Annotated in this window: 29 protein-coding genes and 1 tRNA gene; 13 read left to right on the top strand and 17 right to left on the bottom strand. The window is 60.5% G+C overall.

All coding sequences use genetic code 11. The features are described from left to right. Window positions 1-300 precede the first annotated feature (300 nt). The 3 genes from SK1NUM_RS00700 to SK1NUM_RS00690 are packed head-to-tail and all read left to right on the top strand — an operon-like array spanning window position 301 to window position 2,439. Window positions 301-849, top strand: a complete 549-nt coding sequence (locus SK1NUM_RS00700; RefSeq protein ID WP_212324056.1) for a hypothetical protein — start codon at window positions 301-303, stop codon at window positions 847-849. Next, window positions 837-1,523 carry an ATP-binding cassette domain-containing protein gene (locus tag SK1NUM_RS00695; RefSeq protein ID WP_212324054.1) on the top strand — a complete coding sequence of 229 codons (687 nt, stop codon included), beginning with the start codon at window positions 837-839 and terminating at the stop codon, window positions 1,521-1,523. Before SK1NUM_RS00700 ends, SK1NUM_RS00695 begins: the two co-directional genes overlap by 13 nt. After that, window positions 1,507-2,439, top strand: a complete 933-nt coding sequence (locus tag SK1NUM_RS00690) for a hypothetical protein (RefSeq protein ID WP_212324052.1) — start codon at window positions 1,507-1,509, stop codon at window positions 2,437-2,439. The genes SK1NUM_RS00695 and SK1NUM_RS00690 overlap by 17 nt, the downstream gene beginning before the upstream one ends. 408 nt (window positions 2,440-2,847) lie before the next feature. Here SK1NUM_RS00690 and SK1NUM_RS00685 read toward each other — a convergent pair whose 3' ends face one another. After that, a complete protein-coding gene (locus SK1NUM_RS00685) occupies window positions 2,848-3,480 on the bottom strand; it encodes a TetR/AcrR family transcriptional regulator (protein ID WP_212324050.1) in 633 nt (210 codons plus the stop codon). A gap of 536 nt (window positions 3,481-4,016) precedes the next feature. Between SK1NUM_RS00685 and SK1NUM_RS00680 the strand changes: the two genes are divergently transcribed. Further along, window positions 4,017-4,092 (top strand) — tRNA-Ala (locus tag SK1NUM_RS00680). 208 nt (window positions 4,093-4,300) lie between these two features. Beyond that, window positions 4,301-4,441 carry a hypothetical protein gene (locus SK1NUM_RS00675; protein WP_212324048.1) on the top strand — a complete coding sequence of 47 codons (141 nt, stop codon included), beginning with the start codon at window positions 4,301-4,303 and terminating at the stop codon, window positions 4,439-4,441. Window positions 4,442-4,496: 55 nt separating this feature from the next. On the opposite strand, the gene SK1NUM_RS00670 is transcribed toward SK1NUM_RS00675, so the two are convergent. Then, window positions 4,497-4,769, bottom strand: a complete 273-nt coding sequence (locus SK1NUM_RS00670) for a YciI family protein (protein WP_212324046.1) — start codon at window positions 4,767-4,769, stop codon at window positions 4,497-4,499. A 71-nt stretch (window positions 4,770-4,840) separates the two neighbouring features. Here SK1NUM_RS00670 and SK1NUM_RS00665 point away from each other — a divergent pair, with 71 nt between their 5' ends. Beyond that, window positions 4,841-6,514, top strand: coding sequence for an IS30 family transposase (locus tag SK1NUM_RS00665; RefSeq protein ID WP_212324044.1), 1,674 nt, complete (start codon window positions 4,841-4,843; stop codon window positions 6,512-6,514). Between the two features lie 714 nt (window positions 6,515-7,228). Here SK1NUM_RS00665 and SK1NUM_RS00660 read toward each other — a convergent pair. The 7 genes from SK1NUM_RS00660 to SK1NUM_RS00630 form a co-directional block, all read right to left on the bottom strand. After that, window positions 7,229-7,699 carry an OsmC family protein gene (locus tag SK1NUM_RS00660; RefSeq protein WP_212324042.1) on the bottom strand — a complete coding sequence of 157 codons (471 nt, stop codon included), beginning with the start codon at window positions 7,697-7,699 and terminating at the stop codon, window positions 7,229-7,231. Between the two features lie 455 nt (window positions 7,700-8,154). Beyond that, window positions 8,155-8,559: a hypothetical protein gene (locus SK1NUM_RS00655; RefSeq protein WP_212324040.1), complete on the bottom strand. Its 405-nt coding sequence runs from the start codon at window positions 8,557-8,559 to the stop codon at window positions 8,155-8,157. After that, window positions 8,556-8,828, bottom strand: a complete 273-nt coding sequence (locus SK1NUM_RS00650) for a hypothetical protein (RefSeq protein ID WP_212324038.1) — start codon at window positions 8,826-8,828, stop codon at window positions 8,556-8,558. Before SK1NUM_RS00650 ends, SK1NUM_RS00655 begins: the two co-directional genes overlap by 4 nt. Window positions 8,829-8,833: 5 nt before the next feature. Continuing rightward, window positions 8,834-9,001 (bottom strand): hypothetical protein, encoded by a 168-nt coding sequence (locus SK1NUM_RS00645; RefSeq protein ID WP_223927687.1) that lies wholly within the window; start codon window positions 8,999-9,001, stop codon window positions 8,834-8,836. A gap of 781 nt (window positions 9,002-9,782) precedes the next feature. Next, complete coding sequence (locus SK1NUM_RS00640; protein WP_212324036.1) at window positions 9,783-10,178, bottom strand: hypothetical protein; 396 nt, start codon at window positions 10,176-10,178, stop codon at window positions 9,783-9,785. After that, complete coding sequence (locus SK1NUM_RS00635; protein WP_212324034.1) at window positions 10,151-10,735, bottom strand: hypothetical protein; 585 nt, start codon at window positions 10,733-10,735, stop codon at window positions 10,151-10,153. The genes SK1NUM_RS00640 and SK1NUM_RS00635 overlap by 28 nt, the downstream gene beginning before the upstream one ends. A gap of 513 nt (window positions 10,736-11,248) precedes the next feature. After that, a complete protein-coding gene (locus SK1NUM_RS00630; protein WP_223927685.1) occupies window positions 11,249-11,713 on the bottom strand; it encodes a hypothetical protein in 465 nt (154 codons plus the stop codon). Window positions 11,714-12,248: 535 nt separating this feature from the next. Between SK1NUM_RS00630 and SK1NUM_RS00625 the strand changes: the two genes are divergently transcribed. Further along, a complete protein-coding gene (locus SK1NUM_RS00625; protein WP_212324030.1) occupies window positions 12,249-13,205 on the top strand; it encodes an alpha/beta hydrolase in 957 nt (318 codons plus the stop codon). A 76-nt stretch (window positions 13,206-13,281) separates the two neighbouring features. On the opposite strand, the gene SK1NUM_RS00620 is transcribed toward SK1NUM_RS00625, so the two are convergent. Then, on the bottom strand, window positions 13,282-13,875 hold the full coding sequence (locus tag SK1NUM_RS00620; RefSeq protein WP_212324028.1) for a TetR/AcrR family transcriptional regulator: 594 nt from the start codon (window positions 13,873-13,875) through the stop codon (window positions 13,282-13,284). 118 nt (window positions 13,876-13,993) lie between these two features. Between SK1NUM_RS00620 and SK1NUM_RS00615 the strand changes: the two genes are divergently transcribed. Continuing rightward, entirely contained in the window at window positions 13,994-14,689 is a 696-nt protein-coding gene (locus tag SK1NUM_RS00615; RefSeq protein WP_212324026.1) for an HXXEE domain-containing protein, read from the top strand. Between the two features lie 7 nt (window positions 14,690-14,696). Here the strand turns inward: SK1NUM_RS00615 and SK1NUM_RS00610 are convergent, their stop codons facing one another. Beyond that, the gene (locus SK1NUM_RS00610) at window positions 14,697-14,960 is read right to left on the bottom strand and encodes a hypothetical protein (RefSeq protein WP_212324024.1); all 264 of its coding nucleotides are present in this window, start codon (window positions 14,958-14,960) and stop codon (window positions 14,697-14,699) included. Window positions 14,961-15,135: 175 nt separating this feature from the next. Between SK1NUM_RS00610 and SK1NUM_RS00605 the strand changes: the two genes are divergently transcribed. Both SK1NUM_RS00605 and SK1NUM_RS00600 read left to right on the top strand, forming a co-directional pair. Further along, window positions 15,136-16,623 carry an Eco57I restriction-modification methylase domain-containing protein gene (locus tag SK1NUM_RS00605; protein WP_212324022.1) on the top strand — a complete coding sequence of 496 codons (1,488 nt, stop codon included), beginning with the start codon at window positions 15,136-15,138 and terminating at the stop codon, window positions 16,621-16,623. Continuing rightward, a complete protein-coding gene (locus SK1NUM_RS00600; RefSeq protein ID WP_212324020.1) occupies window positions 16,620-17,579 on the top strand; it encodes a BsuBI/PstI family type II restriction endonuclease in 960 nt (319 codons plus the stop codon). Before SK1NUM_RS00605 ends, SK1NUM_RS00600 begins: the two co-directional genes overlap by 4 nt. A 167-nt stretch (window positions 17,580-17,746) precedes the next feature. On the opposite strand, the gene SK1NUM_RS00595 is transcribed toward SK1NUM_RS00600, so the two are convergent. From SK1NUM_RS00595 to SK1NUM_RS00585, 3 genes are all read right to left on the bottom strand, one after another. Further along, on the bottom strand, window positions 17,747-18,127 hold the full coding sequence (locus tag SK1NUM_RS00595) for a VOC family protein (RefSeq protein WP_212324018.1): 381 nt from the start codon (window positions 18,125-18,127) through the stop codon (window positions 17,747-17,749). A gap of 104 nt (window positions 18,128-18,231) precedes the next feature. Continuing rightward, window positions 18,232-18,528: a hypothetical protein gene (locus SK1NUM_RS00590; protein ID WP_212324016.1), complete on the bottom strand. Its 297-nt coding sequence runs from the start codon at window positions 18,526-18,528 to the stop codon at window positions 18,232-18,234. A gap of 50 nt (window positions 18,529-18,578) precedes the next feature. Further along, window positions 18,579-18,989 carry a hypothetical protein gene (locus tag SK1NUM_RS00585; RefSeq protein WP_212324014.1) on the bottom strand — a complete coding sequence of 137 codons (411 nt, stop codon included), beginning with the start codon at window positions 18,987-18,989 and terminating at the stop codon, window positions 18,579-18,581. Between the two features lie 59 nt (window positions 18,990-19,048). Here SK1NUM_RS00585 and SK1NUM_RS00580 point away from each other — a divergent pair, with 59 nt between their 5' ends. From SK1NUM_RS00580 to SK1NUM_RS00570, 3 genes are read left to right on the top strand one after another with little or no spacing between them, the layout of a single operon-like run. Continuing rightward, entirely contained in the window at window positions 19,049-19,270 is a 222-nt protein-coding gene (locus tag SK1NUM_RS00580; protein ID WP_212324012.1) for a hypothetical protein, read from the top strand. Between the two features lie 39 nt (window positions 19,271-19,309). Then, window positions 19,310-20,548 (top strand): FAD-dependent monooxygenase, encoded by a 1,239-nt coding sequence (locus SK1NUM_RS00575; protein WP_212324010.1) that lies wholly within the window; start codon window positions 19,310-19,312, stop codon window positions 20,546-20,548. Between the two features lie 14 nt (window positions 20,549-20,562). Further along, entirely contained in the window at window positions 20,563-21,282 is a 720-nt protein-coding gene (locus SK1NUM_RS00570; protein ID WP_212324008.1) for a TetR/AcrR family transcriptional regulator, read from the top strand. Window positions 21,283-21,442: 160 nt separating this feature from the next. Here the strand turns inward: SK1NUM_RS00570 and SK1NUM_RS00565 are convergent, their stop codons facing one another. The 3 genes from SK1NUM_RS00565 to SK1NUM_RS00555 form a co-directional block, all read right to left on the bottom strand. Beyond that, window positions 21,443-21,967 (bottom strand): GNAT family N-acetyltransferase, encoded by a 525-nt coding sequence (locus tag SK1NUM_RS00565; protein ID WP_223927683.1) that lies wholly within the window; start codon window positions 21,965-21,967, stop codon window positions 21,443-21,445. Window positions 21,968-22,101: 134 nt separating this feature from the next. Next, a complete protein-coding gene (locus tag SK1NUM_RS00560; protein ID WP_223927681.1) occupies window positions 22,102-23,838 on the bottom strand; it encodes an ABC transporter ATP-binding protein in 1,737 nt (578 codons plus the stop codon). After that, entirely contained in the window at window positions 23,835-25,598 is a 1,764-nt protein-coding gene (locus SK1NUM_RS00555) for an ABC transporter ATP-binding protein (protein WP_212324000.1), read from the bottom strand. Before SK1NUM_RS00555 ends, SK1NUM_RS00560 begins: the two co-directional genes overlap by 4 nt. Window positions 25,599-25,635 lie beyond the last annotated feature (37 nt).

Below are 25,635 nucleotides of genomic sequence, written 5' to 3'. Positions count from 1 at the left end.
CCACGATCAACACCCGCAGATCAACTTTGGGGGACAGTTCGTTGACCTCGGCAAAGATTTTGGGGTAGCTTCTAACCAAGGATGTTATTCACGGCTTTGGCCAAATAGGTTCTGACAAGGGGGTTCGCATCCCTGCAAGATGCTCGTGAATAACCTCTTAAGACATTAAATCGGGCAAAATCGTTAGGAGGTTATTCACGACCAGAGACAAGCCTGCGCTGATCACGAATATTTACCGAGCCGAAAACCGTTCATGATCGCCCTCTCAGAGCATCAGTCCTGAGGAGCAAAGGAGTAAAAATGAAACGCTCTAGGCGTCTTTTCCCCAGAAAACTAACAGTTTTGCTTGCAGCTGGACTAGCGACAACTTGCCTTAACCTCGGTAACGCAATCAATGCGCAAGCCGATTCTCCTCCCCCATCAGACGAGCAGGAGAAGCAAGCTCGGGAAGCATTCCTAGTCTGGCAAAATAATGCAGAAAATCAAAAACAAGAGGCTCCGCAAAGCAATGGAGAATCATCTGAAATCTCACAGCGACGAACGACGGATCTCTACCGCGGTAGTTTCCTGATGTGGTCAAGGGAAAGGGTTGATTTCGGCTTCAATTCTCAAGATGTGACTTGGAGCGATGGGTATCAGCAAGGTGGTGCGATATTTCCAAACACCATGGAAATGAAGGGCACAGAGCGAATCCTTGAAGAACGCACTCAGCATATTTGGCGAGGAAGTTACGTTGCAGGAGCTGGAGTACCTACTCCCTGGGGTAACGCAAACGCGTATACCGTGACTGCAACAGCCGAAACCGAGGTCCATGGTAGTGGGGCTTGGAACGCATCATGGACCGACTGAAACCAACTCTACACATCACCGATCTTCGAAAAAAATTCCGCACTGAGGTTCTTCGCGGAATCAATCTTACCGTGAAGGCTGGAAGCGTAGTTGCGATCCTTGGAGAAAATGGATCGGGCAAGACGACGCTTCTGACCTGTCTGTTAGGATTGCAAAACTATTCGGGATCAGTCGAATTCTTCGGTGGGGAGGGCAGTGCCCTCCCCACCGAAGAATCGGCTTTTGGAATTCTTGACCAGTTCCTACTCTATCAACGTTGGACAACAAGAGCTAATATTAACTATTTCCTAAACGACTCAGAGGCTTTTGATAACCAGGTAATAGCTTCCCTGGTTCCTCAGTCTTGGGGACCTGTGAAGACAGGAAACTTATCAACCGGTCAAGTAAAGCTAGTAATGCTGGGAATCACTTTCGCATCATCAGCTCCAGTGATTGTGCTTGATGAATTCGTCAATGGGCTCGATGAAAATGCACGACAAGCTGTAAAGCAACGTATTCTTTACACCCAAGAAGAAGAGCGACGCATTATCATCGCTACCGGACACGACCTAGAAATTTTAGAAGAAGTCGCCACCCACACCTATATTCTGCAACATGGACAGCTCATAAATGTAACACCAAAGATACGTCAAGGACGAAACATGAAGGAAGTGTATCGTGAGCATTTGGCGTGAAACTAAACGAGAATGCAAATGGGCCTGGCATTCCCTAACGATTCACCTCACTGCAATCGCAGGAATTTTATTCGGAATTTGGAATTTTTATTCATCGGTTGCTTATCAGACGGAGATGAAAAAATATTTCACAGCTTCTCTGCAACGGGCCAACGAGGCAGGACAAAGTCTAGAACAGGCTTTGGCCTTACCCCTCGATATCACTACCACCCCCGATGGACGCAGAACCATCAGCAATCCTCTCAGGTATGACTACGAGGCATTAACCCAAGCTGCAAGTGTTTTATCTGGATCAGGGATGGTAGCAAACACACTATCTTCTGCCTGCTTTCTCTTTCTACCGTTTGCAGGCTTCACTATAGGAATAACAGCAGCATCGCACGATCTACGCAGCGGAGGAATTGTGCTGCGCTGGCCTCAAACTACCCCTATAAAATTCTTAGTTTCTAAAATCAACTTGGGAATTGGATTAGTATTTATTACGGCATTTATGAGCGCTTTAATATCCGCTTTCCTAGGCATTTTCTTGGGAGGTAGCGATAAGACATTACCACCGGCCCCAACCCCCTCATTACTGCAGTTACTGGCCCTTAGCTGCTTTGCGGTATTTATTGGAGCAGTATTTGTTCTGATTGGCCTATTCGTGGGATCTTCACTTACGAAGCGTTCGATCCCTTTGATAACGTTCTTCGCCTTATATTATCTCACCCCTTTGCTCGGTAAATGGGACCCACGGCAATGGATCACAGCTAGCGGAGATAGCGTAATCCATTACATAGGAGCATTTCGGATACCTGCAACAGAGAACAACCTTCTGGCTAGCGTACTATTACTACTCTTAACAGTACTATCATTAAGCGGCTTCTTCGCTATATGGCACTTTCGACGAAAGTTACCGACGCAGGGCGTCAAATGACTGAGGGAGATACATTTTAAAGACGCTCTTTACGTCAGAGGTGTCACGAGAATTTGGCGCAGACGATTTCCATTTGCCAATGCATGGAGCTCTGAAGCTTATTCATGAGCAGTCAATGAATATCCACAGAGCCCCGAGGCACCAGCCGAAAGGCAACCACCGGCCGGGCATGAACGGATCGTGATCGTCTCGCTGTCCTCAACGCGTTCCAACCAAGCGGGACAGGTGTGTTTTCGCTTCGTGCACATTCACCACAGCCACGTCCCATATTCTAGTCCGACTTAGTCAACCCGCCGGGCCTTCATCGAGATCAAGAGATTTATTCATGGCCGCGGCCAACAGAGTGTTGGCAGGGATTTGCTGGTTCCACACCTCCCGTGAATGACCCTCCAGGGATCCACCCTGAGCTCACCGATGTGGACCACGACCACGCCGGCCGTGGGGACCCATCCGCCCAGACGGCGCATTGCCCCGATGCTCATACGCTTGTATTGCCTGCTCCACCAGGCGCTGTGCCCGCCCGGAATCGATGCGCTGCGGACCTTCCGCGGCACGCGCAACCGCTATGCCGTCGCACAGCGCCAGCAGACCGGCCGCGTCGTCGGAGTCGATGCCAGAGTCGGGATAGGCGGCGCTGAGGGCGTCGCGCAGCATCTGCTCTACCTGCTGCCGCTGCTCGACGTGCAGCGCCCGGAGGCTTGGGTCGGTCGCGGCCCTGGACGCAAACGCGGTCCATACGGCCCCGCGGGACAGGTCCTCATCAAACACGCAGGCGAGCAGCTGGAGGAGCGCCTGGAGTTGTTCCCGCGGCTCCTGGACGGCACCGGTGCGCTCGACGGCGAGCTGGCGGAACTCGTCACCGGCGGCCGTCATAGCCGCCACCAGCAGTTCCTCCTTGGTTCTGTAATGGTGCTGGACAGCACCGACCGACACCTCGGCCTCGGCCGCGACGTTGCGTACGGTCGTCGTATCGGGACCGTACGTGGCGACGAGTTTCACGACGGCGTCGAGAATGCGTTCAACCGATCCTCGTTGTGACATGGAATAACACTTTACGGCCGATCTGCAGGCGATGTGAGGAAACACTCCATATCCAGGCGAATACGATCGCACCACCGCGTCCACGTGAGCAATACGACCGCATTAGACCCCGGGCCTGGGAAACCGGTAGAGTCCTCCGCGCGGCGTGTAGCTCGACAGCAAGAGCACCGGACCCAAGGCCCGGAGGGAGTAGGGGCAGCACCTGCCACGCCGGCCGGCAGACCCCGGGACGCTGAACTCGTCGGATCCCACGGGGGCAATCCGTCTGCCGCCGAAACCTCGGACACGCCTACCGCCGGGGAGCGGCAGTGGTCGCACCCTCCGACATGCTCGCAGGGAACCGTGACCCAATGGATTCCTCCCCACGTCGGAGACTTGGACGGCCTCGTCGGTGATGGCCTGCTCGCTGCTGCCGCGGCGAACCCGCACCGGCTGGACCGCCATGAGAGGCGGTCCCCCAGCAGGCCGCGCTGAAGACCGGCGCAGGTCTGCTGGTTTCCCAGAACCCAGCGGACCAGGTATGCTGTACCAGTCTTGGGGCATTAACTCAATTGGTAGAGTGCCACCTTTGCAAGGTGGAAGTTAGGGGTTCGAGTCCCCTATGCTCCACCAAATCGTAAGTTTTTGATACTTGCCCGGCATCATCGCGGGGCGATTTTGAAGTGTTATAGATTTTGCGGGCAGCACTGCAAGATAGCTTCTAGTGGAAGCCTATTCACAATCACAAACAACCGAACTTTGGCAAGAAATCTTGTTGATTCCACCCCCGTGAATAGCCCTCCTAGTTCGCGGCTCTCTATTCTGGTCTCTTGAATACGAGGTGAGGCGCAATGAGAAGGGCACCATAAGCGAACACAAGAAGGAACGCGACGGGGCCTTGTTGATTCTCGGAAAGAAACGGGTAGCGTCCCGCAGCCACGGCATAGACCACGACATCAAGAAGCAGCCTGGTCGCTGGTGAGTATCGCCTTCGTGCTATCGGTTGCGGTGGCCCACCAATGAGAAATGACATCCTATTATTCTCTGAATACCGTACGGCTCGGGTAAAACTCGATGATCGTGTGTTGTGCCAGACCACGAACAGCGAACGGGTCTGCCCTCACTATTGTCTCAACCTGGTCTCTTGGCTGGTCCGCAGCGATGATGATGCCGCCGGTGCGTGGTTCTTGCCTTCCAGAAGCAAGAAACAGACCCGCATCGTACTGTTCGTCGAGCCACGCCTTGTGGTCTTCAAGAGCCTCGTCTATGGCAGTGAGTGGCGCGGAGTAATGGATTTCGATAATGAACATAGCCTCAGTTCACCATACACAGCATGTAGCAGGAAGGTCGAGATTCGATACGGGGGTATAGGCTTCAGACTATGGATGAAGCGAGTGCCATAGACCAGATCTCCATGCTGCATCTGAGATACTTTCTCGCCGTCGCGGAAGAAGGAACCGTCAGAGCTGCTTCCGAACGGATCGGCATTAGTCAACCCAGTCTTAGCCAGCAGGTAGCTCAACTGGAACGACGGCTTGGCGTCCGCCTGTTCGACCGTTCTTCGTCGGGCATGCGTCTAAGTGATGCTGGGAATCTGCTCGTGGGGGTCTCCACCCGCACAATTCAAGCGCTCAATGATCTCGGACAACACGGCATATTCGTGCAGAGGGTGGGAGTACCGCGAGGCATCGACCGCGACACGCTGGATAGCCTTGTCCATAGGTTCGGGGCTCATGTCAGCTTCAAGCCAATTGACTCCTCACGCGCTGAGAAGCTACTCGGGCGGGAGATCGATGCCGCGATCGTACGAGGCCCCCTTACCTTGAGCCAGCCGCACACCACGACGGAACAACTGCGCACAGCGCCGCTGGGTGTCTTGGTTCAGAGTGACCATCACCTCGCAGCACAACAGCAGATCAACTGGGCCGAACTCTTGGGACAGTCGTTGCTTTGGTTCGATGAACGACGAGCACCTGAATACGCTAAATGGTGGTGTCATAGGGTCGTAGCAACAGTGCTTGTTAGGGAGGGGTTGTTGGTGCGGCGGTTGTTGACGGTGACGGATCGGGCTGGGATCGCGAGGGGCTTGGCGGAGGGGTGTGGGTTACGTGAGATTGCTCGGCGGATTGGTAGGGATGTGTCGGTGGTTTCGCGGGAAGTGGCCCGGAATCAGGGTGAGACGGGGTACAAGTGTGTGGCTGCTGATGTAGCTGCGCAGCGGCGGCGTGCCCGGCCCAAGCCCCGCAAGATTGATGCTGATCTGGTGTTGAAGCAGCGGGTGATTGCTGATCTTCGGAGGTCTCGTACACCACGTCAGATCGCGGGAAGATTACGTGCTGAGGCTGGGGGTGACAGGCTTGAACCGTGTCAGGGTTCCCCCACGGCCCAAGGAGCGAGCGTGTCTCATGAAGCGATCTACACCTGGATTTATGCGATGCCGAAGAAGACGCTGCGGGAGCACGGTGTCATGCTCGGGTCGAAACGCACTAGCCGTCAGTCCCGGCGTCGTTTGGGTGAGCGGAAATCCCCGATTGTGGGAATGGTCAGTATCGATCAGCGGCCTCAGGAGGTTACAGGACGGAAGGTTCCCGGTCATTGGGAAGGAGACTTGATCATCGGCGCCTACGGCAGAACAGCCGCGATCACCCTCGTCGAACGAACCACCCGGTTCGTCACGATCCTCGCCCTGCCGAAGGGCAAGAACACAGACGGGGTGTGTGACGCCCTGATCGACCACATCACTGGGCTGCCCGAATTGATGAAGGGCACCCTGACCTGGGATCAGGGCTCTGAGATGGCCCGGCACGCCGCGTTCACCATGGCCACCCAGATGCCGGTGTACTTCGCCCATCCCCACTCTCCCTGGGAACGCGGCAGCAATGAGAACACCAACCGACTCATCCGTGACTACCTACCCAAAGGCACTCCCATCCCCCAACACCAGCCCTACCTCACAGCCATCGCCGAAGAACTGAACGAACGCCCCCGAGCCACCCTCGGCTACCTCACCCCACGAGAAGCTTTCCAGAAACTACTCGTTGCTTCCACCACTTGACACCGCCAATGGCTTCTAGATTACTGTCGTTCCCGCGGCTGGCGCCCTGAGCTGCATCGACTTGACCCGGCCGGGAGCACGTTAGTGGCGAACGCGCTTCGAACATCTTCTAGCCTCGTTGCCCTGCAGCCACAGGACCCGCGACCCGCAGATGGTCTTACCTGGGTACCTCTGAAAGACGCACCTCTCGAAGAACTACTACTCATCAGCACGGACCATCACTTTGTTCGTCACTAGAGTCTGGCACCCTAACCACGCTACCAACGAGCTGACTGCCTCGTAAGTCACAAACCAGTTGAACGAGCGGACCCAACTACTGTTCATAGCTGTGACAACCTCGAAGTCTCATTGGCACCGCGATCAGGTGATCACATGTTGTTCCTGCATCGAAACTGGTTTTCTCTCCAATAGTGACTAGAGACTTGTCCTGCGAATAGCGGTGGCGTATCTCCTTCGTCTGCTCAGCAAAGGACACTACTCGACGGATCGTGACCCCATGATCCCGAAGCCAGGCGACGAGGCAATGACGGCTCGCGCCAAGATCACGAGCGATCACTTTCAGCGTCTCTTTGAGCTTGTATCGACGCGCCGTTCCCCGCATCATCACGTCAGTCAGCGAAGCGGATCTGTCCGGTGAATAGTCAGTCTCGCTGATCGCTTGACCGAGCTACCGTCCGCTCATAGCTGACGGCCAGCGCTCGGAATAACGTGTGTTCACCCAGCGCTTTTGATCGTGACATTGTGGTGGATAGGTGTCTGCACCGAGCGTGCGATGAAGCAGTAGTCCGCTACGCGGTGGTGAAGTTCCTCGGCGAGTTTGGGATCGCTATCCGCGGTAATCGTCACAACAGGGTTCAGCGTGACGTTCTCGAACTGCCCGGCTCCCGATGCGTCTTGAGTCATGACGCCAGTCGGCCGATCTTCGTAAGCGGTGACCACGATTCCGGCGTTCGCTGCAAATCGGAGGTACCAGAGCATGTGGCATTGTGAGAGAGCGGCCACGTAGAACTGCTCGGGGTTCCAACGCGTTGCATCTCCGAGGAACGCAGGGTCGGCCGATGACAAGATCGTGGGAAGCCCGTCTGCCGCAACTTCGTGGTTTCGCGAGTACGCCCGTGCGCTCGTGGTGCCCTCGCCAGTGTTTCCTGTCCAAGTGATCGTGAGTGCATAGCTGTGGGTGGGCATGCTGTCCCTTCTACTTGAGTGAAAGCAGTGTGTCTCGGATGGCGAGGATGTGCATCTCGGCGGCCTTGCGGGCAGCGTCAGCATGACCAAACTTCAGAGCATCGAGATTCATGCGATGCTCGCAGTCTAATCGTCGACTCGCCCGTATGCGTGTGGCGGATGCCCACAGTCACACGATCCCACCCACTTGAAGCGTCTGAATGATCGCTGGTCTCTCGCAGGGCGCAGCAACGCGACGATGGAAATCTCAGTTCGCGTTGGCCCCTCGGGCGATGTCACCAGAACGCATCAGTGTGAGGGTCAGTTCGTGATGTTCGGGTTACGACCGAGCAGGTAGACGCCGAACTCTGGCTCAATGCTTCCGCGTGAGTTTTTGTGCAGTCCTCGACTCCGGATGCGTCGACCGTAGGGGAACTCTACGACATCCTGATCCGCCTTCCAGGTGCTCATTTGCGTTAGCCTCTGGCGGGGAGTGCCCGCAACGCAACCGCCTGGCTTGTGGCGAAGAGTGCGATGTCGATCGCCACTGTCACGACTGCAAGCATGGTCAGTAGCGTCGTGGCGGTTGCAGGGACGACCCCGACTGCAAGAGCAGCGAGCATATTGGCGGCCATGACGAAGCGAAGCGCGGAGCGCAGCGGCAGACGCGCGAGCATCCACATGATGCCGCCCGCCCACACCACCACAGCAACACCGGTGGCAACGATGAGCGGCGGGGGCAGTGCGACACCCTCGGAGACTGGCCCGGCGAACAGTGCCACGGCAGCGCCCAGCATCGTGCAGTAGGCGGCGTCGAGTCGAAGGCTCCACCGTCCGAACTTCTCACCGTTGATGCGTCGCATGATCGAGCCGCCGGTCATGCCGTCGCACTATAACGCTGCCGGGCGGCTTCGCCGCTCGTGCCGATCGCCTCGCCTACCTCGCGCCAGGACAGGCGTTGCTCGCGCGCAGCGCGCACGGCCTCGGCAAGCTCTTTCTCGGCGGCGTCACGCCGCCAGGCGGCGAGCTTGACCGCCATCGCAGGCGGGAGCGGCGCGTCCTGATCGCCGAGCTTCGGGGCGTAGTTCTCGAAAGCGTCGGCGAACTCGTCGGCACGAGCCGTGATGTCTTCAATGGAGCGTCGAGTCATGTGGTTTACCTCAGATACTTGGTTCGGGCCGGGCGTATGGCGTGAGCGATGGCGATAACACCGTGCCACTCGATCACACCAACCTCTACGAGGGTGCCGGTCTCATCGCGGCCGATGAACATGGTCATCGAGTCGTTGTGCACGAAATAGCGGACAGGGGAAACGGAACGCATGGAGCATCGCCGCATCCGTGACGCCGTGCCGGTAGGCACTGTCGAGGATGCCGGGCTCCGACTCCATGCCGCAAGTTTACTTGTCGCAGGGAAGTTGCCAAGTGTCATCGCGTCTTCGCCCACACCGTGCCCCAGTGAACCTCGAACCAGCGCGCCAGCGCATTCACGCTCACGCCCTGCACGCAGGCTGCCCGCACAGCGCCCACTTCCTCCTCAGCGAGACGTGTTCGAGATCGTTTACTTGATTCCGCCAACGCTTCAATCAACAGATCATCAGCCCCACCCCCAGACCCCGCATCAGTGCAGATGCCCTGAACCCACGCAAAACACACCCCTCGACCCACAGCCGCCCGTTCCCACAGCGCTCCATTACGTCCACCGAGTCAGAAATTTTTGATCCTTACCCCCGTATCCTCGCAGGGCGATTTTGAAGTGTTATAGATTTTGCGAGCAGCACTGCAAGAAGGCTTCTAATGGAAGCCCATTCATAACCACGGTCAACCGAGTGTTGGCAAGCCGAATCTTAGCAAGGGGTTACGCGGAGGCAAGGCCAGATTCCTGAATAAGCCTCCCGGGCGCATTGGTTTCTCTACTTGTGGAGGATTATTCAGGAATCGTGCCTTCGTGGAATCTCCCCTTGTCAAACACAGGTCGGCGGAAGCTCAACCGCATTACTGAATAAACTTCGTGGTATTCCGCTATCCGAGGAGGAATGCTATATGCCCCCGATGTGAATATCATCAGGGGCATATAGTGGAAATTTGATCAGTACTTGGCTCTGCTAAGGAGACGTCGAGGAAGGCTTTTCTCGACGCAAGAACGTTCCAATGAGAGTCAGAACACAAAAAGCTCCCAGTGCAAGCCAAGTTTCTTGCGGTAGTGGGGCTATTAATGTTGCCGCTACACCGCCAGCCAGCGGAGTAAACGATAGCAGCGCCCAATACCACCGTCCTGGGTTTTCTGAGTTCTTGACGAAGATGCGATAGGCCTCGAAGAGCAGTATTACGAATAGTATCGCAATGCCGAAAGCGATAGCTTGCATGGTCTGAAATACCCACCACGCTAAGAATAGCACCATAACCAGCAGCAACACTGCAGCTACAACCGCTGAGCGCGCAAAATGCAGCGCCCGGGAACTACTGGATTTACCTAGTTTGCCCATGATGTCGTACACCATGCAGCACCTGCCGCGAGTGAGGCAACGGCTACCGGTATACCTCCCTTGATCGCGGCCGGGCCGACAACCCGAATCAGAGCAGAAATGACTTTTGCGTAGGCACCACGTTTGATCCAGGCTTGCCACCCCTTCAGGAAAACTTCAACCGCACTCACCGGAACTACAGCATTGATGGTGCACTTCACCCAGTCCCATGAGCCAAACGTGTGTAAAGGTGTAGTGCCACCAGGATCTTGCGACGAATCTAGGGATGAGGAACTGTCCTGTTCATGATCGATATTCAGGTAGGGATTGTGGTTCAATCCATCAGCTATCTGCTGATATTCAGATAGCGACTTACCATCTTGATTGATTGCTTCAGCATTGACATGTAGGAATCCATCCTTGTCCGCAGACAAATAGCGGGTGAAGATCGTCTGGATTTCCTGATCCATCTCCTCAAGCTGAGACGATGAACTTGCTTCACTGGGAAAGCCCGTCTGGGCATGGGATGTCGCAGGCTGAAGTGCCAAGATTATTGCGAAGGCCAGGGACCCTACTGAAGTGATCTGCTTCAATACTCTCATAGAGTAGCTTTATCATGTCATTTTGACTGCGTCAACAACCCACGGAGGTTTATTCATGGGTAGCTGAGGGGCGGTGAAATCCCTCGTCAGAGCCTGGTTGCCCGTAGCTGTGAATAAGCTTCACGGAAGGGACAGGCGGCGTTCGCCACCATTTTGCTTAGACAAAGTGACCTGAGTAGACATATCATCAGAGCACCGTAGACCACCATGCCAAGGGGCCGAAGACACGCGATGAATCGAAACTAGATTATCTTTCGTTAACTGTCCATCTTAAGGATGGATAACTTTTATCTAAACTTGATGTATGTATGGCGGCGTGGCGCACCGAGATTGTTCTTTGAGAGACGCTGTTGCCCTACGGAAGATGGCAGGACTATCCGTGATCAGGTACAAGGAACCCCTGGATTTCCTCTAGCTCTTGAGCTTGTTTTGCTGTCGTCCCATCAAGAGGGTAACCCGTGAACCGTTCGAACAGCTCGACGACCCTTTGTGCGTTCAGCTCTGTCATGCCCGGTCCAACGAGCGTGCGGTGATGAAGATGCCCCGTTCCCGGAAGGCCCTGGGACTCTCTCGCAGTGCGTCAGCATGGAAGATAGATGGCACAGAAGGGAGCCAGCCAGCAGCGACACGCCACGAATCTTGCACCCAGGCCGGCACATCCCAGCCATCGCGTTCGGCCAGATGCTCGGCTAGTGCAGCAAACGCTGCGTCCACCTCCACCGAACCGGTGGGGTCCGGTGGATCAGTGAAAACCTGCGCTGCTAGCCCTGTCCCGCCACGATGCAACGTGGAGTTGTAGTCATCCAGCGTCTGCAAAACACCGAACCGCCAGCAGGCATCCAGCGAATCACCCGCTGCTAGCAACCGAGAGCAGTATGCAGCGTTCCCAGCGGCAGAGTGCAACACCCCGGCACCCGCACCTAGTGCCTGGTCGGGTTCGGCCAGAGCACGCTCTAGCAGCTCCTTCACAGACAGCACCTCGCCACGGAACACCACGACCTCCTGACACCTCCCTTCCGGGTCTGCTCTACAGCCTCATTGCCCCAGATGCCCCATATAAGCCCAGGGAATCGCACTGGGTTGGAGTCGTCACCACACGAGAGCCCCCGCAGCACACAAAGCAGCATGGGGTTCATCTCACCCCCAGCGACGACCCAGCCGAGCGCCAGGACCGGCCCGGGGAGGGCCGCGCTGACCCGAGTTGCCGACGGTCCACACATGGGCCGCCGATGATCTGACACATTGGCCAAGAAACCCCGCCAATAAGGGGCCAGGTGACATGCGACCTGTATCCCACGCTGCGGTTGATCCAGGCCTCGGACCGGCTGATCAGGTCAAGAGCTGCGATGACAGCAAACCAGGCGCATTCACGCCTTAGACCAAGGCTAAGCACCGTAACCGCAGCGAGCGCATAGTGTTGAAGGCCGGGCAGGGGTTTCGTCCATCAGTACTGGCTGTTGCTAGAACCGACTTTGCCACCTTTCATCTTTCGAAGGAGATGAATATGACCACGAGCAGAAGAACTCTTGTGACAAGCGCTATTGCCGCAGCCGCCACGCTGGGGATCGCAGCATGCGCGTCGTCGCCGTCGGGCTCGCAGACGCAGCCGACACCGCAGGAGCCTATGACCTCACCCGCGACGACTGGCAGCGAAAGCACCCAGGCAACAAGCACCTCTGACCTGACCGCGCTGGAGACGACTGACGCCTATACGCGCTACGAATACCGGATCGCGAGTCCGAACGGTTCTCTCTACGGAGAGCTCTACGTGCCCGCGAGTTCAGACACGCGGACCATGGTCATCATGAGTCACAGCTTCTCGGGCACTCACAGCGAGATGGCTCCCCTCGCCGAGCGGCTGGCTCAAGTGGGCATGGCCGGCTACGTCTATGACTTCGTCGGTGGTTCGACGTCGAGCGCATCCGGCAACGACACCACCCGCATGTCCGTCCTCACCGAGAAAGCGGACCTGAACGCCGTCTTCAACGCCATCCAGACTCTCGACGTCGTCGATGCCAGCAACATCTTCCTACTCGGGGCGAGCCAGGGTGGGTATGTCTCGGCTCTGGAGGCCGCCGACCTGGAGGACCGGATCGCGGGCCTCATCCTGTACTTCCCCGCTCTCGTCATCCCCGACGACGCCCGCTCCCGCTTCGCCAGCGCAGCCGACATCCCCGAAAAATACAGCCTCTTCGGCACCCCGGTCGGACGGATCTATTTCGCGGACGTCTACGGCATGGATCCCTATTCCCTGATCTCTGGCTACACCGGCCCGGTGATCATCTTCCACGGCGACCAGGACAACATCGTCCCGATCTCGTACTCCCAGAACGCCGTCAACACCTCATACTCCAACGCGCAACTCGTGACTGTGCAGGGAGCCGGGCACTCCTTTAGCGGCGACGACGCGACGTCCGTCGCCGGGCAGACGATCTCCTTCATCGAAGCCCACCAGCGATGACCCCGGACCAGGAGGTGACGGGCGGTCGCCGTGAGCAGGCCGGGACGAAGTAGCCGGGTCCACTGGACCGAGCACGTCAGCTGGAACGACCGGTTAAGTGAAGCTGGACTGCCGGCGCAGTGCGAGCTACGAGCGTCTCGAAGTCCATGTCAGCGACCGGCGGCAACCGGATCACGTAGCGCACCAGCGCGGCCCCGACAAGATGCGCCATGGCCAGTCCCACTCCCTCTGGGTTCTCATCCAACACAGCCAGGCCAGGACGGTGAATCACCCCGGTGAGCAGGTCACGCATCCGGGCGCCTGCCACGTCATTGCCGAGCGCGGAACGCGCAAGCACCTGCATCTGCTCCCTGGTCTCCGGGCGCTCCCACATGCCCAGGTACCACCTGGTGACCCGCTCCCCCAGCCCTCGCTCAGGGCCGGACACTGCCTGCACCAGGGCGTCACCGACGCCGTCCGGAAGTTCCAGGGTCGCAGCGAACAGGCCGTCCTTGTTGCCGAAGTAGTGCGACAGCAACGCGACGTCCACGCCAGCCCGCTTCGCGATCGACCGCAGCGTCGCCCCCCGGAAACCAGCCGCCGCGAACTCCTGGCGCGCCGCAGCCAGGATCACGGCCCGGTTGTCGCCGCCTCCGGCCGGACGTCCTGTGCGCTTGCCCGTAGTGCTCATGAGAAGACTCTACCCAGAAATCATCATTTGTTGACATCATCGTTTGATGAGGTGATGATTGTAGAGACCTAGGGAGCGGTGCGGTTGCTCCCCCGAGGAACTGAGGAGTGGACGGGTCATGAAGTTTCTGTTGCGTCACTGGTTCGACATTGGCGGGGTGATCGTCATCCCCGTCCTGTTATGGGCATGGCTCGGCAACCTCCCGACCGTACAGCTCATCCTGGTGCTGAACCTCGCCGTCATCCTCATCCACCAGTTCGAGGAGTACCGGTTCCCCGGCGGCGAGCCCTGGGTCCTGAACGAGGTGCTGTGCGAGACGTTGTGGAGGATGCCGAAGAAGGACGTGCCCGCCGACCGGCTCCCCACAAACCAGCTCAGCTGTATCTGGATCAACCTGGCAGCCTGGGTCTTCTACCTTCTTCCGACGCTCTTCCCCAATCAGGTCTGGCTAGGGCTTGCGCCCATATTGGCGGGTTTTCCCGCGCAGTTCATCGCCCACGGCATCATCACGAATCGCAGGCTGAGGACCTTCTACAACCCCGGGCTTGGCGCCGTCGTCCTCGGGCACCTGCCCCTCGCGGTCTGGTACCTCATCGAGGTCTATCAGCAGGGCATCATCCACTGGTGGGACTGGGTCCTCGGGCTTCTCCTGCTCGGATTCTTCACGGGAGTCATCATGCAGCTCATCGGCTTCCGCATCCTCGCTCCCCTCGGCGCGGAGAAACACCATTACGACCCCGACGAGTACAACCGGTGGGACCGCGAACGTCGTCTCACCCGGGCAGGCATCACGCCTAGGCCCACAGAAACGTAAACACACCTCACCGACACAACACCAGAAACCACTCATGACCATCAGGAACCGCGGCGGGGATCAGGTCACCGATCTCGTGGAGCGTCTCAACTTTGCCACGCTCGTCCCGCTCGCTGCCGAAGGCGCGTATCTCGCATAGCACCAGCCCTAATTCCACAGTGAAAACTTCCGCCGTCATAGCTCGGTGGCCGATGGCAACGGCCGGTTTGCTCCCGAAGGGAACGAAGTACCTGGCTTCGGCGTCGTGGAGCAGGCTATCAGCCATGGACATGCCAGCCAGTTAAGCAGCAGATACCACACCAAACGCTCTTTCAGGCTTGCCAGGGCAACTGCTCTCCGCAGGGCACAAGACGTGAACCACTCCGGCGCTGGCCCTGTCGAATGGCTTCCACACCGCCACCTACGTATTTGCCAGTGGCCCCGGATACGATGAGAGGGTGTTGGCGATGAATCTTCTGCGTTTCGCCGAGAGCGAGCGAGTTGCCGCCCTCAAAGGACTTGATGCGCGCACCCAGAGCGAGCTTGGACAGCACTTCACGCCCATAGCAGCGGCTCAGCTGATCGCATCAATGCCTCGCTTACCCGCATCTGGGACTCTACGTATGCTTGATCCTGGTGCGGGCTCCGGTGTGCTCACCGCAGCGCTTGCAAGCCGTGTACTGGCGGAGCAGCCGGAGTTGTCGATTGAAATTGTCGCTGTTGAGTGCGACCCGGTCGTGTTGCCAAACCTCCAGGCCACACTTTCTGCGTGCGAACGGGCTGGTGGAGGACGGGTCCGCACTGAGATCATTGAAGCAGACTTCATTCTTGATACCGTCGGCTTGGGTGCTTCACTCAACCTGGATGGTCAGTTCGACCTCGTGATCGAGAATCCCCCATATGGGAAACTAGCGGTGTCAAGCACACGTCGAGCTGCTATGCGCGCCGCTGGAATCGATGTACCGAATCTTTATGCAGCTTTTCTTTCCTTGTCCGTTACGGCCCTTCGGGAAGGTGGACAGGTTGTAGCGATCACTCCACGCTCGTTCTTCAACGGCCCTTACTTCGGCGCATTTCGTGCTCACTTACTTGATTCAATCGCGCTCGATCGTGTTCATGTTTTCGATTCCCGCTCCACAGTATTCGCAGACACCGGTGTCCTCCAAGAGAACGTAATCTTCGCAGGAACGCGTGGCGCAATCCCTGGGGTCGTTGAGCTCTCGGTTAGCCACAACCATGCTGACACATCCTGTGCCCACAAAGTCTCGTCCCGCAACGTTGCCTATGAGGAGGTCGTCTTCCCAAACGACCCCCACCGATTCATCCGCCTAGCCACAGATGCCAACGACACAGCTGTCGCCGAAATAGTACTCTCTCAACCTTGTTCTTTGACCGATCTTGGTCTTCAGGTCTCCACTGGCCGGGTAGTGGACTTCCGGTCACGTCATGCGTTGAGTGCCGTCAACCGGCCAGGCGCCGTACCACTGGTTTATCCCGGCAACCTCCGAGACGGAGGCGTACTCTGGCCGCGAAAAATTCGCAAGCCACAATGGTTCCACCCCAATGATGACAAGGATCGCAAGATGCTACTGCCGGAGGGCTGGTACACGATCGTCAAGCGATTCAGCGCGAAGGAGGAACGCCGACGGATCGTTGCTTCATTCTGGTCACCTCTGGACAACCCTGGGGAGGTGGCATTTGAGAACCACCTCAACGTCTTCCACGTCAATGGTCAAGGCCTCGACGAAGACCTCGCCAAGGGCATCAGCGTGTGGCTCAACTCGTCCGTGATCGACAAATTCTTTCGCACCTTCTCTGGTCACACCCAAGTCAACGCCACCGACCTACGAACCTTACGATTCCCCTCAGGAGCCACATTGCGCGCGCTTGGATGTAACACGGCTGTCTCCCAGATCGAAGTAGACTCCTTGATCATGAAGTTGATCGCCGCATGAACGAGTTAAACGAGGCTGCCTTTGAATATGTGGAAGATGCCAGAATCGTTCTTGAAACGCTCGGCATGGACGCCGAGCGCAGCAATGAGCGATCGGCATTGGTGCTCTTAGCACTTCTGCGACTCACACCATCCGAGTCTTGGGCCGAGGCCGCCAACCCCATGCTCGGCACGCGGGCGATCATGGACTTCATCCGCGATGAGTACGGTAAAGAGTACGCGCCGAACACACGCGAGACAGTCCGCCGGTTCACACTGCATCAGTTCGTGGAGGCGCAACTCGTCGTGCAGAACCCCGACGAACCACGGCGCCCCATCAACTCACCGAAGTGGAACTACCAGATCACGGCTGAGGCCTTGGACGTACTGCGTGCATATGGTACCGACAACTGGCAGCCAGCTGTGGACCAATATCTCGCTGATCTGCCGGGCCTCAAGTCCCGCTACGCTGCTGCGCGCGAAATGAATCGCATCCCGCTTACGCTTCCCGATGGGTCGACCTTCACGCTGACGCCCGGTGGCCAGAATGTGCTGCTCAAGGTGATGGTCGAGGACTTCTGCCCTCGCTTCACCCCCGGCGGACAGGTGCTGTACATTGGCGATGCAGGCGACAAATGGGCTCTCTTCGAACGCAACGCCTTAGCGTCACTGAACGTGAAGGTCAAAGAGCACGGAAAGATGCCCGACCTCGTCATCTACCTGCCAGACCGCAACTGGCTCGTGCTCCTAGAGGCGGCCAGCTCACACGGTCCCGTTGACTCCAAACGACAAGCCGAACTCGCTAATTTATTCGCAGGCTCGACGGCAGGGCTCGTGTACATCTCCTGCTTCCCCGACCGAGCCGAGTTCCGCAAGTATGTCGACAAGCTCGCTTGGGAGTCCGAAGTCTGGTGCGCAGATCACCCCACCCACATGATCCACTACAACGGCGAACGCTTCCTTGGACCATACGGATAAGCTGCGAGGAATCAAACCGCACAGGCATCACGCCTAGGCCTATCTGAGAGTTTCCCGACTCGATTGACGCAGGCCGGAGCGCCAGATGGGCCTCGGGCCGGCATCAACCATAGAATTCCACAACTCCAGAGGCCCCATTGGCTGGCTCAACATCCAGGTGGAATCTCTTACACGGTGATCTCGACGTGGTTTCCCTCAGGATCAAGGACGACCGCCTCGTAGTAGCCGTCCCCGGTGGTCCGGGGACCGCTGACGATCGTGAAACCGTCATCACTTAGGCGTTGCGCCAGGAGATCGACGGCCTCGGCAGAGCCGAGAGAGAAAGCGGTGTGCGCCCAGCCCACCTGGTCGGCGGATCCGGACGCCTGGACGTCTGGCCTCGTCATGAGCTCAAGACGGCAACCACCCTCAAAGGTCAGGAAATAGGTGCGCAGACCGGTGCGCGGATTGTGGTACTGGTCGTTGGCCACCGCCCCGAAATAGGTCTCGTAAAAAGACCGGACGGCCTCCAGGTCTCGCACGAAAACTGCGACGTGATTGATCGACACAGACACTGGTTACCTCTCTTCCGGGCCGCCGGACCTCACACCGTCTGCCACCATTTCCGTACTCACAGCCTCATCAAGCCGGAGCGGATCATCGTCCCCGGCGGTCAGCCCCGTTCCCAGCCCTGCTTGTCGATGGTCGCGCGGACTCGATCGACCCGGACGCAGTGCCCGCCCCGGATGTCCAGGAGGGCTTCCTGGGGCACCTCGACCTTGCGCTGGTCGCTGTCACGCACCGCCAGGACGCTGTGGTCGCGGACCTCCGCGATCTCCGCCCAGCCGGTGAAGTCGCTGGTGCACAACCTCATACCGGGGCCGATGGCACGCAGGAACTCCGGGTAGGAGTCGAAGGTCTGCCCCTCCGGGACACCTGCGGGTTCCTGCGGGGTCGTTGTCTGGCACATGCTGAAATGCTAGCTCTCAATTCCGCAGCTGCTGTGACGCAGACACCGCGTCAACGCGATGCCCTTAGCGACTCAAGTAGCCGCCGCAGCGCAGCCAGCGTGTCAGCCAGGGCATTGGGTGAGTCGGTCTCTGCCAGCCACACCGCCGCCTCGTTCATCGCCCCCGACAACAGCCGCGCGATCGGCTCGACCGGTTGCGGGGCGACGGTCCCCTGGTCGATCAGCTCCCCCAGCACCTCCACCAGGAGCTTTCCCGACGAGGCCTCATCCATGGACCGCCATTCGTCCCACCCCAACACGGCGGGGGCGTCGATCAACATGATCTGCCGTATCTCGGGGTCGGCGTTGGACGCGAGGAAGGCCTCGCAGCCCGCCACCAATTTATCCCAGGGATCACTGCACTGCTCCGCCGCAGCCGACACCCGGTCTGCGACGGCTCGCGTCAGAGGGCCTGAGACCACGACTTCCCTGGTCGAAGAGACTGTCGCTGTTCACCCAAGAACCTGAGCCGGTTTTTGAGGTGCTCGACACGTTGAAGGACGACCCCTCCCGTTTCGTCCAGAAGTCGGTGGCAAACAACGTCAACGACTACCTCAAGGACAACCGGTCCGCGGCGTTGGCCCTACTGGGCCGCTGGACAGATGATCCATCGCCCCAACGCCGGTGGATCATCCGGCACGCCCTGCGAAACGAGACCAAACGCGGAACAGCCGAGGCCGCAGAGATCCTATCGACATACTGACCATTTGAGTGTTTTGGTCAGTATGTCTAATCTGGAGGCATGGCACAGACAACAGGCACCTCACGCAAAGCACTGATCGTCGGGGCCGGCATCGCCGGGCTGTCCGCCGCGACTGCCCTGAAGAAGGCGGGCTGGCACCCTGTGGTCGTCGAACGTGCGGCCCGCAGGCGTCGCGGCGGGTACTTCATCGCGATGTTCGGGAGCGGCCGGATCGCCGCAGCCCGGATGGGCCTGGAGAGAATCCCCAACCGGACCCCGGCCCGGGCACAGACATGCACGGTGGACCGGGCTGGCAACCGCAAACCTGGGCTCGGCTTCCAGGACCTGCCCAATGGGCCGTGGATGATGCTCCGGGGCGACGTCGAGCAGGCTGCTTTCGAGGCCCTGCCCAACGACGTGAGCATCCGCTTCGCCACCACGCCGACCGCCATCTCCCAGGACGGCGACGGGGTGTCGGTCGTGCTGACGGACACCCAGACCCAGGAGTCGACGACGGAGCGGTTCGACCTGGTCGTCGGCGCGGATGGGATCCGCTCGACGGTGCGGCAGCTGGCCTGGGACCCACATGAGCGCTATCTCAACCGGCTCGGGTTTATGATCTGCGCCTTCGAGCTCTCAGAGCCGCTGCCAGGTCTCGTGCAGCAGGAGGGCGCCGTCCTCTCCGAGCCGGGACGCTCGTTCTGGGTGTTCCCATTCGCCGACCACGCCCCCACAGTGCTGTTCTCGTACCAGGTCGACGACGTGGAGGCTGAGCGCGCAAAGGCCCGGCAGACCGGCGTCTCCCAGCGGCTGCGCGAGGTCTACGGCCCAGAGCCCCTGGGCGACATGATGAGCGCTGCCATCGAGCACCTGGAGAACACGGACGAGTTCCTGTTCGACTCGGTCGAGCAGGTCAAGGTCGATCACTGGCACGACGGCCGGGTCGTGCTGCTCGGGGACGCTGCCTGGTGCCCCACCCTGTACTCCGGGATGGGGGCGACGTCTGCGCTGGCGGGAGCCGACGCGCTGGGCCTCATGCTCGCCAAACACCCAGACGACGTCGAGACCGCGCTGTCGACCTGGGAGAACAAGCTCCGCCCGGCGATCGCCGACTTCCAGCAGTCCGCCTACCCCATGCGCGCGATCTTCACGCAGACCTCAGCGAAAGAACAGCGCAGGCAGGGCATCAGCGTCGCGATGCGCCGGTTCATGTTCAAGTTCCCGGCGCTGATGAACCTGATGCTCCGGTCCAAGCACTTCCGGCTGCGCAACAGCGACTTGGCCGCGGACCTGGCCTGAGCGAAGCTTGGGTCATGACCACCATGTCTGTCGCGCAGAAAAGCAGCAGGGCCGCGAAGGTCCTCGCAGCCGCGGAGGAGCTCGTCGTGAAACAGGGGTTCAAGGGCGTGACGATGAGCGCGGTCGCCCAGCGGGCCCACGTCGGCAAGGGCACCCCGTACCTGTACTGGAACACCAAGGAGGACCTCTTCCTCGAGATCATCGCCCGCAGCCTCGCCGATGTGCTCCACGACCTGGCGGTGCAGGTCCGCGCCGAACCCGCGCTGGCGGTCGCGGAACGGCTGTGCGTGGCCCTCGCTAAGGCCTGGCTGGGGCGTCCTCTGGTCCGTGCCCTGCAGGTCACGGACGCCGACGTGCTCGGCGCGCTCCTCGACGATCCCCGCGCCCACGCCATCGCCACTGAGAGCGGGCCTCCCGCGATCCTGCGCCGCCTCATCCCCCTGTGGCGGGAACACGGCACGGTCCGGACCGACTGGTCGGCCGAGGAACAGGCAGCCGCTCTCGAACTGCTCCTGATCGGCTATTTCGCCGCCCAGACACGCACCATCTCCCCGGGTATGGCAGAGGACCGGGCCGGGGTCCTGGGCATGAGCATCTCCGCCATGCTCCAGGCCTCCCAGCCCACCAAGGCTGACAGCGTCCCCCTGGCCGATCTGGCCGATAGGGTCAGCGACCTCCTCGACGAGCACGCGAGACAGCTGCAGAACGCGCAGGCAGAGCACCGGCGCGAGTGAGCCGCCCGTCTCAGGGCACCAGGCCAGCCACCTGAAGTCGCCACGCTGCCATCCTCTGGGCCTGGACCGATCACGACGGCTGGGCCCGCCATGGCACACACCGGCCCTCCCCGCGGCCAACCGCCCTGGGACATCACGTATTGCGCGTTCTGCGGGTCGCTCATCCCGGGTTTGGCGTACCGGGCTGGTCCGCGCCTGCCAGGTCGCAGACCATGACCAGTTCGTCGCCGTCGTCATGATGGACGACGAAACCGACCCGGCAATACAAGCGTAAGGCCGGGTTTGCCCGCTGGACCGACAAAGAGACCCGCTGGTAGCCACGCGACCGCAGGTCGTCGAGCATCTGCCCCAGCAGCGCAGTCCCGATCCCCCGGCCGCGATATCCAGGAAGCAGAGAGATCGACAGGAGCGGGGTCCTCTCGTCGAGGTAGCCGTACGCCTTGACCATGCGCACCCACACCGCGCCGACCACGCCGTCGCCGGTTTCCGCGACCAGGCAGTGGTCGCCGGGCAAGGTGCCGAACCCATCGATCAGGGGCCACGCCTCAGGATGACGAATGATCGAGCGAGGCGGGCTGTGGATCCCCTCGGGAACGAAGATCGCCTCGTAGAGGAAGTCCTCCAGCAGAGGGTATTCCGACTCCTGGATCTCCCGGATCAGCACAGCCGCATCAGCAGACAGCACCTGGCCCTCCTATCTCACCCCCACCAATCGTAATTCGTCGCCCGTCCCAGGCTAGGGACAAACCTACGCTCCGGTAGGTAGCGGGTTTTGGCAGGCAGACCGGCCTTTTGTTGCTACCTACCGGAGCGTAGGTCCTACAGCTGCCAGCGGGAGGCCGCGGTGTAGGCCTCGACGAAGCCGCGGAAGGGACCGTCCTGTCCGGTGAGCTCCGGCACCGTCCCGGCCTGCGCGACCCGCGCGCCACCAGGCGACGGCTCCAGGAACACGACCTGGTCGGCCTGCCGGATGGTGGACAGCCGGTGCGCGACCACCAACACCGTGCGCCCCCGGGACAGCTCCCGGATGACCTCGGTGATCGCCGACTCGTTCTCGCCGTCGAGGGCCGAGGTGATCTCGTCGAGCAGCAGAACCGGGGCGTCCTTCAGGAACGCCCGCGCGATGGACACCCGCTGCCGCTCCCCGCCCGACAGGCTGACCCCGCCAGGCCCGACTGGGGTGTCCCAGCCGTGGGGCAGGGCCTCGATGACCTTGTCGAGGCTGGCGCGGCGGGCCGCTGTCTCCAGCTCCTCGTCGGTGGCGTCGGGACGGGCGATGCGCAGGTTCTCGCGGATGGTGGTGTCGAACAGGTAGACCTCCTGGAAGACCATCGACGTCATCGCCATGATCTTCGTGGCCGGCAGGTGACGCACGTCGACCCCGCCGATGGTCACCGACCCGGCCGTGACGTCCCAGAACCGCGCAGCCAGCCGCAATACAGTCGACTTGCCGGCACCGGACGGGCCGACGAGCGCAGTGACCTTGCCCTGCTCGGCGGTCAGCGACACCCCGTCGAGGACCGGCCGTCCCTGTTCGTAGGAGAACGACACGTCACGCAGCACGATGCTGGTCCCGTCGGGATGACCGACCTGGTCAGGGGCCGGTTCGGGCAGCGGTTCCGCGTCAAGGATGGCGCCGACGGCCTTCAGCGCGACGACCGCGTTGTCGGCCTCCGACGCGTACAGGACACCCTTGGTCAGCGGCAGCAGCATCCGCGCGACCACGGTGATGATGGCCAGGTAGGCGACCACATCGAGGCTGTGCCCGCTGACGAAGGACAGCCCCAGCGCCAGCACCAGGGCGAAGACAACGTTGATCACGAGGTTGAAGACCTGGGCTGGCCGCCCCTTGATGCGCAGGCCGTCGAGGGTGGCCTTGGAGTCGGCCTCAAGGACCTCCTGCACGGGCGCCCAGCCCTGCTCGCTCACCCCGGTGGCCCGCAGCACCGGCTGCAGGCGGGCGAACTCGACGAGCCGTCCGGCCGCAGCGGCGGCAGCCTGGTCCTCCAGCTCGTTGGCGCGGGTGGTGGCCGCGCTCATGAGCCGCCAGATGAGGTACAGCGGCACGATCGCGACCACCATGATGAGAGCCAGCGGCCATTCGACGAATCCGACGGCCACCAGCATGACCAGCGGCACGATGAAGGCGTTGCACAGGTTCGGGATGACCATCGAGCACAGGTGGGAGAGGATGTTGACCTCCTTGGAGATCGCGTTGACGACGGCGGCCTCGCGTTTGGCGTTGAACCAGCCGAGCGGCAGCGCCAGGACGTGCTCGGCGACGCGGTCGATCATCGTGTCACAGACCTCGAACACGCTCACCCGATAGGAGCGGAACATCGCGAAGGTGTCGACGGCAAACGTAACCGCCCCCAGCACCAGCACGGCGACCAGCCAAGCCGTCAGGGAGCCGTCGCGCGCGTAAAGGGCCCGCAGGAACGGGATCATGAGCGCCAGGGTGACACCCTGCAGGACGGCGGACGCCACGAACCAGCCGACGATGACGCGCATCTCGGCGGCGTTGACGACCCGGGAGACGAGTTTCCACATGGTCATTCCCCTTCCTCGGAGGCGGTTGCGGAGACAGCCAGGTCCTGGCTGTGCCACATGGCCGCGTAACGCCCGCCGGCAGCCAGCAGCTCGTCGTGTCTCCCCCGCTCGGTGATCTGCCCGTCCTCCAGCACGAGGATCTGGTCGGCGTCGCGGATGGTGGTCAGCCGGTGGGCGATGATGATGACGGTCCTGCCCTCCGCCAGCCTCGTTAGCGCCTGGTGGATGTCGCGTTCGGACTGCGGGTCGGCCTGGGCGGTGGCCTCGTCGAGCACCAGGATGGGCGCGTCCTGGAGGTACGCCCTGGCGAGGGTGACGCGCTGCCGCTCGCCGCCGGAGAGGAACCCACCCTCCTCGCCCAGGATCGTGTCGTAGCCCTTCGGCAGGCGCATGATCCGGTCGTGGACGCAGGCGGCGCGGGCGGCGGCCTCGACCTGCTCGCGGGTGGCGCCGGGTCTTCCCAGCGCGATGTTGTCGAAGACGGAGTCATTGGTCAGGGCGACATCCTGCAACACGATCGCAACCCGCGACAGCAGCCACGCGAAGGTCGCTTCCCGCACGTCGACCCCGCTGATCCTGACCGCCCCCTGGCCGACGTCGTGGAAGCGGGCGACGAGCCGCGCCAGAGTGGACTTGCCACCGCCCGAGGGCCCGACGAGCGCCGTCACAGTCCCGGGTTCGGCAGTGAAGGAGACCCCTTTCAATACGGGCGTATCGGGCTCGTAGGCGAAGGTCACGTCATCGACCTCGACGCGGCCGGGGGCGTCACCATCACCCTGGTCGAAGGTGCCCTGGGGCATGGGCTCCTCGGACAGCAGAGCAGCCGTGGACTTGGCGGCCATGTTGGACTCGTAGATGTGCTGCGCCAGGCCGATCATTACCGTCACGCCCTCGGGGAGTCCCGGGGCCAGGAGGAAGAACGGCAAGGTGGCCGACAGCTCAGTCCAGCCCTGGGACGTGAACACCACTGCGAGGATCGCGACGGTGGCGAACACCGTCGCCGGGCGCAGCAGCGCACCCAGCAGGCTGATGGACTTCCCGGACTGGCTGACCCACTGGTACGACAGGTCCGAGAAACGGTGGCGGGCGGCACTGAAACGGGTGCGGGTGGCGTCGGTGGCCTGGAAGTTCTTGATCTCCTTGATGCCCTCCAGCATCTCGACGGTCGCGGAGGCCAGCCCCGTCTGCGCCTCGCCGAACCGCGCGGTGATGTCACCGTAGCCGCGCATGGTGGTGCCCGCGATCACCACGAAAGCCAGCACCCACAGGCCGAGCAGCGCCAGGGCCAGGCGCCAGTCCGTCCAGAACAGATAGATGCCCCCGGCCGCGACCCCGACCAGAGCGTTGGTGACGTCGCCCGGCACGTGCGCCACGAGCGTGTGGATGGCGGCGGTGTCGTCGCACACGGTCTTGCGGATGGCGCCGTGGGGGATCTGCGCCACCTTGCCCAGGGGCAGGCGACTGAAGGCCTCCACCAGGAGGCCGCGCAGCCGGTGCCGCAGCTTGGCCTCGGCCAGGTGGGTGACGCCCAAACCCATCAGGTAGAGCAGCTGGGACGCGAACAGCGCGACGACGGCGACGACGGCCCACACCCAGGGATTGGACGCCCAGCCCTGCAGGTCGCCCTCCTGCAGCCAGATGGCCGCCATGTGCCTGAGCGCGATGAACGGCACCACCGCCAGGACCGCCCCAATCGCGGTCAGGACGCCCGAGAGGATCATCGCCCCGCGAGCGGGTCTTATGAGGTCACCGATGGTGACAGCCATTGTTTCTCCTCCTGTTGCTGATATTTCAAATACGGTT

The organism is Arachnia rubra, assembly GCF_019973735.1.
GTDB lineage: Bacteria > Actinomycetota > Actinomycetes > Propionibacteriales > Propionibacteriaceae > Arachnia > Arachnia rubra.
Note: the sequence above shows the minus strand (reverse complement) of the source record. Positions and strands in the feature narration are given on the sequence as shown.